The 10782-nt window shown below is 74.2% G+C and carries 9 protein-coding genes; 4 read left to right on the top strand and 5 right to left on the bottom strand.

Features of this window, described 5'->3' with window-relative positions:
- A partial coding sequence (locus ABT381_RS20380) for a pectate lyase-like domain-containing protein (RefSeq protein WP_351595998.1) occupies window positions 1-1697 on the top strand: 1697 nt, incomplete at its 5' end.
- Between the two features lie 30 nt (window positions 1698-1727).
- On the opposite strand, the gene ABT381_RS20375 is transcribed toward ABT381_RS20380, so the two are convergent.
- The 3 genes from ABT381_RS20375 to ABT381_RS20365 all read right to left on the bottom strand — a co-directional run bounded on the left by ABT381_RS20375 (window position 1728) and on the right by ABT381_RS20365 (window position 3428).
- A complete protein-coding gene (locus ABT381_RS20375; protein ID WP_351595995.1) occupies window positions 1728-1955 on the bottom strand; it encodes a DUF6480 family protein in 228 nt (75 codons plus the stop codon).
- Between the two features lie 98 nt (window positions 1956-2053).
- Complete coding sequence (locus ABT381_RS20370) at window positions 2054-2281, bottom strand: DUF5133 domain-containing protein (protein WP_351595992.1); 228 nt, start codon at window positions 2279-2281, stop codon at window positions 2054-2056.
- A gap of 64 nt (window positions 2282-2345) precedes the next feature.
- A complete protein-coding gene (locus ABT381_RS20365) occupies window positions 2346-3428 on the bottom strand; it encodes a DNA topoisomerase IB (RefSeq protein WP_351595989.1) in 1083 nt (360 codons plus the stop codon).
- A 157-nt stretch (window positions 3429-3585) separates the two neighbouring features.
- Between ABT381_RS20365 and ABT381_RS20360 the strand changes: the two genes are divergently transcribed.
- Entirely contained in the window at window positions 3586-5235 is a 1650-nt protein-coding gene (locus ABT381_RS20360; RefSeq protein WP_351595986.1) for a tannase/feruloyl esterase family alpha/beta hydrolase, read from the top strand.
- Window positions 5236-5263: 28 nt separating this feature from the next.
- On the opposite strand, the gene ABT381_RS20355 is transcribed toward ABT381_RS20360, so the two are convergent.
- Window positions 5264-6757 (bottom strand): FGGY-family carbohydrate kinase, encoded by a 1494-nt coding sequence (locus ABT381_RS20355; RefSeq protein WP_351595983.1) that lies wholly within the window; start codon window positions 6755-6757, stop codon window positions 5264-5266.
- Window positions 6758-6849: 92 nt separating this feature from the next.
- Window positions 6850-8361 (bottom strand): MFS transporter, encoded by a 1512-nt coding sequence (locus ABT381_RS20350; protein WP_351595980.1) that lies wholly within the window; start codon window positions 8359-8361, stop codon window positions 6850-6852.
- Between the two features lie 328 nt (window positions 8362-8689).
- Between ABT381_RS20350 and ABT381_RS20345 the strand changes: the two genes are divergently transcribed.
- The gene (locus ABT381_RS20345) at window positions 8690-9445 is read left to right on the top strand and encodes a GntR family transcriptional regulator (protein ID WP_351595977.1); all 756 of its coding nucleotides are present in this window, start codon (window positions 8690-8692) and stop codon (window positions 9443-9445) included.
- A gap of 118 nt (window positions 9446-9563) precedes the next feature.
- Entirely contained in the window at window positions 9564-10739 is a 1176-nt protein-coding gene (locus ABT381_RS20340; protein WP_351595974.1) for an adenosine deaminase, read from the top strand.
- The last annotated feature ends 43 nt before the right edge of the window (window positions 10740-10782 follow it).

The following is a 10782-nucleotide window of genomic DNA, read 5'->3' as shown; positions in this document are numbered from 1 at the left end:
CCTCCGCCTCCGCCGCCCCGGCCGCGCCCGCGGCACCGGCCGCCGACCCGCTCCCCGGCGGCGGCGACCTCGGCCCGAACGTCCTCGTCTTCGACCCGTCCACGGCCGGCATCCAGAGCAAGCTGGACGAGATCTTCCGGCAGCAGGAGCGCGCGCAGTTCGGCACCGGCCGGTACGCGCTGCTCTTCAAGCCGGGCACCTACCACGGCCTCAACGCGCAGCTCGGCTTCTACACCTCCATCGCCGGCCTCGGCCTCTCCCCCGACGACACGTCCATCAACGGCGACGTGACCGTGGACGCGGGCTGGTTCGACGGCAACGCGACGCAGAACTTCTGGCGCTCGGCGGAGAACCTCGCCCTCACCCCGGTCAACGGCACCAACCGGTGGGCGGTCGCGCAGGCCGCGCCCTTCCGCCGGATGCACATACGCGGCGGGCTGAACCTCGCGCCCGACGGCTACGGCTGGGCCAGCGGCGGCTACATCGCCGACAGCCGGGTCGACGGCACCGTGGGACCGTACTCGCAGCAGCAGTGGTACACCCGCGACAGCTCGGTGGGCGGCTGGACCAACGCGGTCTGGAACATGGTCTTCTCCGGCGTCGAGGGCGCGCCGGCAACGGGCTTCCCCGACCCCCCGTACACCACCCTGGACACCACCCCGGTCTCCCGCGAGAAGCCCTTCCTCTACCTGGACGGCGACGCGTACCGGGTCTTCCTCCCCGAGAAGCGCACGAACGCCCGCGGCACCACCTGGGGCAGCGGCACACCGCGCGGCACGTCCCTGCCGCTGAGCCAGTTCTACGTCGTCAAGCCCGGGACCGGCGCGGCGACCATGAACCAGGCGCTGGACCAGGGCCTCCACCTGCTGCTCACACCCGGCGTCTACCACCTCGACCGGGCGATCGAGGTCAAGCGCGCGAACACGGTGGTCCTGGGCCTGGGCTACGCGACGCTCGTCCCGGACGGCGGCGTGACGGCCGTGAAGGTCGCCGACGTGGACGGCGTGCGGCTGGCCGGCTTCCTCATCGACGCCGGTACGGTCAACTCCCCCACCCTGCTGGAGGTCGGCCCCGAGGGCGCCTCGGCGGACCACGCCGCCAACCCGACGACCGTTCAGGACGTGTTCCTCCGGATCGGCGGCGCGGGCGCCGGCAAGGCCACCGTCAGCATGGTGATCAACAGCAACCACACGATCGTGGACCACACCTGGGTCTGGCGCGCCGACCACGGCGACGGCGTCGGCTGGGAGACCAACCGCGCGGACTACGGCGTCCGCGTCAACGGCGCCGACGTCCTCGCCACCGGCCTCTTCGTCGAACATTTCAACAAGTACGACGTGGAGTGGCGCGGCGAGCGCGGCCGCACCGTCTTCTTCCAGAACGAGAAGGCGTACGACGCGCCCAATCAGGCGGCGGTGCAGGACGGCAGCACCAAGGGCTACGCCGCGTACAAGGTCGCCGACTCGGTCACCACGCACGAGGGCTGGGGCCTGGGCAGCTACTGCTACTACAACGTGGACCCCACCATCCGGCAGGACCACGCCTTCGCGGCGCCGCGCACGCCCGGGGTGAAATTCCACGACCTGCTCGTCGTCTCGCTCAGCGGCCACGGCCAGTTCGAGCACGTCATCAATGACACGGGCGCCGGCACGTCGGGCACCTCCACGGTGCCGTCGACGGTGGTCTCCTACCCCTGAGCGGTCGCGCGCCCGGTCACACCGGGAACGTCACACCAGGAACGCGAAGGCGAGGAAGAAGACGACGCACAGCAGGACGACGATGCCGATGGCGATCAGCGGTCCCTTGGCCCAGCCCTTCGGGGGGTTGTACGTCTCCTGCGGACCGGCCCAGGGCGTGCTGCCCTCGGCGGGCGGCGTCTCGCCCGGCGGCACGCCGCCGCCGGGCTCCAGACCCGGGGTACGCCGCGGGTCCGGGTCCGGATTCTGCTCGGTCATACGCCTCTCCTGTCCACGGCGCGGGGCACGCAACATCTACCACGGCCGTACCGCACCGGCGGGGCACCGGCACACCGTCAGCGCGCCGCGCCGCCGGGTCACGCGGTGAGCAGGGAGTCGTCCTCCATACGGGCGCCGGGCAGCCGGTGCCGGGCGGCGATCAGCGCACTGTCCACGTCGGCCGTGCCGGTGCTGATGCACAGCAGATACGCGAGGTCGTCCATCCGCTGGCGCACCTCGTCGCTGCCGCGTTCCGCGCTCAGCACCGCCAGCGCCTCGTACTGGTCGATGAGATTGCGCAGCATCGCGGAGTGGGCCATCAGCATGGTGGGCTCCTTCCCTCATCCGCAGACTCACGTGCCGGTCCGCAGACCGGCGATCACCCCCCGGCTACCCGGCACGCGCGTCCTCATGCCCGGTGTTTTCCGGGTGCCCGGTGTCTTCCGGATCTCCGGTGTCTTCCGTACGGAGCAGACGCAGCACGGCCTGTTCGACGGCGCCCTGGGTCGCCGGGACGCCGGGCGTGCCCTCCTCCCCCAGGTGCGGCAGGGCCGGTGCCACCGTGATCCCCTCCTCGTACAGTTCGACGATCCGGGGGTTGATGTAGGAGGCGCGGCAGACGGCGGGGGTGTTGCCGAGGTAGTCGGCGACCTCGCGGACGGCGCGGGCGATGGCGCGGCGGCGGGCGGTCTCGCCGTGCGCGGCGCCCTGCGACACGGCCAGCGCGACGGCGGCCATGACCGTGGCGTGCCAGGTACGGAAGTCCTTCGCGGTGATCTCCAGACCGGCCGCCGCCTTCAAGTAGCCGTTGACGTCGTCGCTGCTGACGTCGTACCAGGCGGGGCGCCGCCAGTACGCGAGCAGCCGGTCGCCGCCGCCCCGCCGGGCCAGCAGGGCCCGCACGCAGCGGTACGTCGCGGGGTCCACGACGGCCTGCACCTGTTCCTTGCCGTGCTTGGCGGGGTAGCTGAAGACGATCTCGCCGCGGCGACAGCGGGCGTGCTCCCGCAGCAGGGTGGTCAGTCCGTAGGTGTGGTGGAGGTCGGCGTAGCGCTCGCTGCCGACGCGGAAGAAGCCGACGTCGAGCAGGCGCACGGCGGTGGCCAGCACGCGGTCGCGGGTCAGTCCGCGGCCGCTCAGGTCCGCCTCGACGGTTTCGCGCACCTGCGGCAGTGCCGCCGCGACCTCCAGGACGTGCTCGTGCTTGCTCGCCTCCTGCTCGGCCCGGAACTGCGGGTGGTACAGGTACTGGCGGCGGCCCGCCGCGTCCGTGCCGACGGCCTGCAGGTGGCCGTGGGGCCGGGCGCAGATCCACACGTCCCGCCAGGCGGGCGGGATGACCAGGTCCTTGATCCGCCGCAGCTCCGCCGGGTCGCGCAGCGGCTGCCCGGACGCGTCGAGGTAGCGGAAGCCGCGACCGTGGCGGAGCCGGGTGTATCCCCGGTCGGTGGGCCGGGTGTGGCACAGGCGCACGGAATCATCCTCCTCTTCCCGGGTCCGGAACGCGTGCGGAACCGTCGCTGGGCACAGGATCGGGCACATGGCCGTGGTGCCCGATCACATTGCCGTGCGGGGCGGCCGCGCGCAGGATGCGGCGCGGTGGTCGGCGGCGGGTTCCCTGGAGGTGCGGATGAAACGCTTTCTTTCCCGGACGGCTTTCCGGACGGCGACAGCGGCAGGGGCGCTTCTGCTGCTCGGTGCGGTCGTCCCGGCGCCGGCGGCGCACGGTGCGGCGCCTCCGGTGGACTGCGCCGCGCTTCAGGGCACGGCGGTGCCCGCCGCCGCGATCGGGCTGCCGACCGGCGGCGGCGAGGTGACCGGGGCCCGGCAGGTGACCGGCGGCGGGCCGGTCGGCCCGTACTGCCGGGTGGAGGTCGCCGTGCACCCGGTGGATCCTGCGGCGCCGGACATCACCGTGCGGATCGGCCTGCCGGACGGCTGGAACCGCAAGGCGGTGATGTTCGGCGGCGGGGGCTACGACGGTGCCGTGCCCGACGTCGCGGGCAATGTGCCGTTCGGGCCGGCCGGCGCGGCGGCGACGCCGCTGGCGCGCGGGTACGCGACCTTCGCGAGCGACTCGGGCCACCGCTCGTCGGCGCCCGACCCCTCGCTCGACGGCTCGTTCGCCCGCAACGACGAGGCGCTGCGCAACTTCGCGGGCGACGCGCTGAAGAAGACGCGCGACGCGGCGCTGTACGTCATCGGCGAGCGGTACGGCCAAGGGCCGCCCGCGCGCAGCTACTTCGCGGGCGGGTCGACCGGCGGCCGGGAGGCGCTGGCCGTCGCGCAGCGCTGGCCGCGCGACTTCGACGGCGTGCTCTCCGCCTACCCGGCCTGGAACGCGGCGAGCCTGGACCTGTTCTTCGGGTACGAGGCACAGGTGCTCGCGCGCCCGGGCGCGTTCCTGGACCAAGGGGAGCAACGCCTGCTGTACGACCGGGTGCTGGCGGCCTGCGACGGGGACGACGGGCTGCGCGACGGCGTGATCGCGGACGAGGCGGGCTGCCGGTTCGATCCGCGCGCGCTGCGCTGCCGCGGCGGTGCCGACCACGGTGACACCTGCCTCTCCGACCGGCAGATCCGTGCCGTGCGCGCACTGTCCTCGCGCTTCACGTGGCCGTACCGCCTGGCGAGCGGCGAGACCAGCTACCCGGGTTTCCCCTTCCTCTCCGGGGCCGACATGACGACCCCGCGGCTGGGCATGGGGACGGCGGCGCCGGCCGACCCGATGCCGGAGAGCAGCGGGTACGGCGTGCGGTTCTGGGACCAGTGGGTGAAGCACTTCGTGACGCGGGACCCGGAGCACGGCGCGCTGGCGGTCGATCCACGACGGCCGGGCCCCTGGCGGGACCGCATCAGCGAGCTGTCGGCGCTGCAGGACGTCAACGACCCGGATCTGCGGCCGTTCGCCGCCGCCGGGGGACGGCTGCTGCTCCTGCACGGCACGGCGGACGAGCTGGTCAGCCACCGTTCGACGGTGGAGTACGCGGAGCGGGTGCGGGACGTCATGGGGAAGCGCGCGGCCGACGCGTTCGCGCGCTTCTACCTCGTGCCGGGCGCGAACCACGCCAACGTGGACGCGGCGTTCACCGCGGGCTGGGACTCGCTCGGCGCCCTCGACGCCTGGGTGGAGCGGGGCGCCGCGCCCGCGCACCCGGTGGTCACCGACAACGGCCCGGCGGGGCGCGGGCGTACGCGTCCGCTGTGTGCCTACCCGGCCTGGCCGCGGTACACGGGCGGCGACCCCGGCCGGGCGGGCAGCTTCCGGTGCGTCCGCTGACCGCCGCGGGCCGCGGCCCCGGGTGCCCTCACCCGCTGCGGTGCGCCGGGTTCTGGTGGGCGGCGAGCGCGTGCACGACGTCCGCCGTGGCCGGGTAGAGGTCGCGGTACAGGCCGTACAGCTCCTCGTACCGGGCGGCGGCCCCGGGCTGCGGCACGACGGTTTCCCGTACCGGGTTCCAGGCATCGATGCGGGCGTCGCCGATGAGCTGGGCGGCGAGCAGCGCGCCGCCGTAGCTGGCGCCGATGGAGGTGGCCCGCACCTCCTGCGCCCGGCCTGTGACATCGGAGACGATCTGCGTCCACAGCCCACCCTGGGTGCCGCCGCCCACCGCGACGACCCGCCGGATGTCGCCGCCGACGGCCTCGATGGCCTCGATGTTGTGCCGGACGCCGTACGCGGTGGCCTCCAGCGCGGCGCGGTAGAGGTCGCCGCGGGTGTGGGAGAGGGTGAGGCCGGCGATGACGCCGCGGGCCTGCGGGTCCATGACCGGGGTGCGCTCGCCCGCGAAGTACGGCAGCATCAGCAGGCCGCCCGCGCCGGGCCCGGACTTCTCGGCCTCGTGCAGCAGGTCGGCGTACTCGGGCGCGCCGCAGAGGTCGCGCAGCCAGGCGGTGACGGCGCCGGAGGTGGCCATGCCGCCGGCGAGGTTGCGGGTGCCGGGCAGGGCGCCCACCGTGCTCCACAGCGCGGGCGCGGTCAGCAGGCCGGGCACGGTGTGGACGAGGAACATCGTCGTGCCGTACATGAGCATCAGGTCGCCGACGGTGTGCGCGCCGACGCTCAGGGCCTCGGCCCAGGCGTCGACCGTGCCGGTGATGACGGGGACGCCTGCGGGCAGTCCGGTCAGCCGGGCGGCCTCGGCGGTGACCGTGCCGGCGGCCTCGCCGGACCAGCGCAGCGGCGGCAGTTCGAGGTCCGGACAGATCAGTTCGGCCCACGGGGCGTACCAGGAGCGGGCGACGGTGTCGTAGAGCGGCGTGGTCTGGCTCGCGGAGTGGTGGTCCAGGACGTACGCGCCGGTGAGCTTGCGGACCAGCCAGGAGCTGGGCATGTAGAGGCGGCGGGCGCGGGCGAAGAGCTCCGGCTCCTCGTCCGCGACCCAGGCGATCTTCGCGCCGGCGGCCTGGCTGCTGAGGCCCGAGCCGCAGCGGGCCCGGATCTCCCCGTCGCCGAGCCGGTGTTCCAGCCGGGCGATCTGGTCGGTGGCGCGGGTGTCGACGCCGTAGAGGATCGCGGGGCGCAGTGGTACGTCGTCGGCGTCGGTGAGCAGGACGCACGGCCCCATGCCGCTGACGCCGACGGCGCGCACCTCCACGTCGCCGTCCGCGGTGAGTTCGCGGGCGAGCGAGGCGAACTCCTGCCACCACACGGCGGCGTCCATCTCGACGTGTCCGGGCGCCGGGCGGTCGACGGCGTGCTCGCGGACGGCCGAACGCAGCAGCGTGCCGTCCGGGCCGACCAGCACGCCCTTGCTGCTGGAGGTGCCGATGTCGACACCGATGACTGCGTTGAGGGTCATGCGGCCACGTTCGCAGAAACCGTCCGGCGGGGCCGCCCCGCCCCAAGCCGTACCGCCCGCGGGCCGCTTGCACGTGGGCGGTGTGCGGGAGGTCAGACGTGGGCGGTGTGCGGGAGGTCCGTACGCCCCGGCCCGCTGCCGTCCTTCCCCTCCTCCGCCGGTACGCGCTTGATGGCGAGGGCGGACGCCATGGCGAGGACCAGCGCGACGAGCGCGGCCACGAACGCACCCGTGTACAGCTCGGAGCCGGTCGCCCCGCCGGCGCCGGCCGCGGTGATCAGCCCGGAGGCGAGGGCGGTGCCGAGGGAGGCGCCGATGCCGAAGCAGGCGCCGGTCAGGCCGGTGAGGGCGCCCTGCTGGTCCTTGGGCGCGGAGACGACGGCGAGCCCGTTGAGCGCCGTCACGCTGATACCGTTGTACGTCAGGCCCAGCACGGTGAGCGCGCCGAAGAGCACCCAGGGGTCGTTCCTGAACGGCACGGCGACGGCGAAGGCGAGCAGCGAGCCGGCCGAGCCGATCAGGGCGGTACGGCGCCAGCCGACGCGCGGCCCGAAGTACCCGGCGAGCGGGGCGCCGATCACACCGATCGCCGAGGCAGGCGTCGCGTACAGCAGTGCGGACCGGGTGGCGGACAGCCCGTAACCGGCGTGCGCGTCCTGCGTGAAGAGCGGGATCGTTAGGGCGAGCGCGCCGAAGGCGCCCGCGAGGGAGAGGGTCACGGTCAGCAGCAGCGGCCAGGCCCGGCGCGAGGCGAGCAGCCGGATGTCGATGACGGCGGTGGTGCGGGGGCGGACGGCGCCCGGGTGGGGGTCCGCGCCGGTACCGGAGGCCGACCGGGACCGCTGTACGAGGACGAACGCCGCCAGCGCGGCCAGCCCGCCCAGTACGCAGCCGAGCGTGGCCGCCGAGGTCCAGCCCCAGCCCGCGCCCTGCGCCAGGCCGATGAGGACCCCGGACAGGCCCAGCGCGAGGAGTCCGGCGCCCAGCCAGTCCATGGCGCCGGCGGCCTTCGGCGGCACGGCCGGCACGTACCGGGCCACCCCCAGAGTGCCCACCACCGACAGCAGCAGGCCGCCGAGGAAGATGGCGCGGAAGCCGACCGTGTCGGCGAGCCGGCCGCCGACGATGGCGTCCACACCCGCGAAACCGCCGTTGACGGCGCTGATGATGCCGGCGGCGCGGCCGAAGGCGGCGGGCGGGAGCAGGTCGTTGAGGGTCAGGAAGGAGAGCGAGAACATCGCGGCCGAGACGCCCTGGAGGATCCGCCCGCCGAGGTAGACGCCGATGTCGGGCGCCAGGGCGCAGGCGAGGTTGCCGAGGATCAGCAGCACGCCGCACAGCAGCATCACCGGCTTGCGCCCGCGGTAGTCGCTGAGCCGCGCCAGGGTGACCTGTCCGACGGCGGCGAGCAGGAAGAACAGCGTCTGCGACAGGCCGACCAGGCTGCTGGTGGTGTCCAGGCGGCGGGCGATGTCGGGCAGCGCGGGGCTGAGCATGGTGGCGTTGATCTGGTAGCCGAGTACGGCCAGCACGAGCGCGGGCAGCAGCAGCCGCGGGGTGGCGGGCGGCGCTGGACGCGTGCGCTCGCGGTACCTGAGGGACATGACGGCTCCTGGGACTGAGTGGGAGGGCGTTCGTGCGGGCCCCGGACACCGGCGCGGCCGGATCGCGGCACGCTGCGGGGGGCGCCCGTCACGCGATGAACCGGCGTCGTCGACGGTCGTTCTGCGTCACTTGTCAGACAGGAACGCGTCGTGCGCTCTGGTCTATCCCGCGCTTTCCGGGGGTGTCAAGAGATCGCGGACGATTCCTTTCCGCTGCGTACAGCGCCGTCCCGCGGTGCGAAACTGGAGGCCGCGCGGCCACGCGAGCGCGCGGACCGCCGCCCCGTGAGGGGCGACGACGTCGGACCACGGCCCCAGGGAGACGAACATGGCCGCCAGACAACCCGCGCCGCCGCGACGACGGCCGGTCGTCGCGCTGTACGAGCGGATGGTCGAGGCCATCCGGGACGGCACCTACCCCCCGGGCTCCACGCTGCCGACCGAGCCGCGGCTCGCCGCCGAGCTGGGGGTGAGCCGCCCCGCCCTGCGCGAGGCGCTGATCCTGCTGCAGGAGGACGGCGCGATCACCGTACGGCGCGGGGTGGGCCGCACGGTCAGCCCGCACCTCCCGCCGCGCGGCTTCGAGTACCTCAAGCCGGTGGAACAGCTGCTCAGCGAGGGCGGGCAGGCGGTGACCACGGCCCTGGCCCGCGCCTACGAGGAGCCGACCGACTTCTCCACCCAGCACCTGCTGCTGCCGGGCACCAGCCGGGTGCGCTTCTGGGAGAGCCTGATCGAGGTCGGCGGCCTGCCGGCCTGCCTGACCCAGGAGTGGGCGGCCCGGGACGAGACGCTCGCCGAGCTGCTGCCGGAGGCGGCGGAGGCGTTCGACGGGCCCGCCGCGAAGCACTCGTCCATGCTGCGGCTGCTGCTGGAGGCCGGGCGCGCGCTGCCGCTGACGGGCAGCAGCACGATCGTGGCCACCACGCTCGGCCGCCAGCGCGGCGAGCAGCTCGGCCGCCCCGCCGACTCCCCCGCCGTCCTGGTGATCCAGGTCGTACGCCTGGACCGCACCCCGCTGCTCGCGGCCAAGCACATGCTGCCGCCGGGCGCACCGGCCCTCCCGGTGTGGCAGGCCCGCTGAGGCCGGCCCGGGGCGCGGCGCCCCGGGCCGCGCACACGGCTGCCGACCGCCGCCCATGAACCGCCGCCCATGAGACGCGGTCGCCCCCACTCCGGAAGCCATGTCATACTCCGACCCCATGACGCTGTCTGACAAGTACACCCACGCGCTTCCCCACGTACCCACGGCCCCCCTCGACGAGACTCTGGTCCGCCTGGCCCCCAAGGTCCTGCTGCACGACCACCTCGACGGCGGCCTGCGCCCGCAGACCGTCGTGGAACTGGCCGCGGAGGCCGGATACGACGCGCTGCCCACCACCGACCCCGCCGCGCTGGGCGAGTGGTTCCGGGACGCCGCGGACTCCGGTTCGCTGGAGCGCTACCTGGAGACGTTCGCGCACACCTGCGCCGTGATGCAGACCGCCCCCGCGCTCTTCCGCATCGCCGCCGAGTGCGCCGAGGACCTGGCCGCCGACGGCGTGGTCTACGCCGAGGTGCGCTTCGCCCCCGAGCAGCACCTCGCCGCAGGGCTCACCCTGGACGAGGTCGTCGACGCGGTCACCGCGGGCTTCCGCGAGGGCGAGCGCCGGGCCGCGGCCGACGGCCGCCGCGTCCGCGTCGGCACGCTGCTGTGCGCCATGCGGCACGCCGACCGCGCGCTGGAGATCGCCGAGCTGGCCGTCGCCCACCGCGACCGCGGCGTGGCCGGCTTCGACATCGCGGGCGGCGAGATCGGCAACCCGGCGAGCCGCCACGCCGCGGCCTTCGACTACCTCCGCAGCGAAGGCGCCCGCGTGACGATCCACGCCGGCGAGGCGGTCGGCATGGAGTCCATCCACGAATCCGTACTGCGCTGCGGCGCCCACCGCATCGGCCACGGCGTCCGCATCACCGACGACATCGAGATCGCCGCCGACGGCTCCGTACGCCTCGGCCGCCTCGCCTCCTACGTACGCGACATGCGCATCGCCCTGGAGGTCTGCCCGACCTCCAACCTGCAGACCGGCGCCGCGACGAGCTACCCCGGGCACCCCATCGACCTGCTCCGCCGGCTCGGCTTCCGCGTCTGCCTCAACACGGACAACCGGCTGGTCAGCGGCACCACGATGACCCAGGAGTTCCAGCACCTGGCCACCGCGTTCGGCTACGGCCCGGCGGAGCTGGAGGAGTTCACGGTCAACGCGGCCAAGGCGGCCTTCCTGCCCTTCGACGAGCGCACCGCCCTCATCAACGAGGTCATCCGCCCCGGCTACGCCCGGCTGCGCTCCCGCGCCCTCGGCCACGTCCCGGTACGCGACGGCGCGGCGGCGGCCTGACGCGCCGGCCCCGTACAGCACCGCACAGCACCGGGCCGGCGCC

The organism is Streptomyces sp. NPDC000151 (assembly GCF_040301705.1).
Classification (GTDB): domain Bacteria; phylum Actinomycetota; class Actinomycetes; order Streptomycetales; family Streptomycetaceae; genus Streptomyces.
The sequence above is the reverse complement of the archived record's forward strand: the minus strand, read 5'-3'. Positions and strand labels throughout refer to the sequence as shown.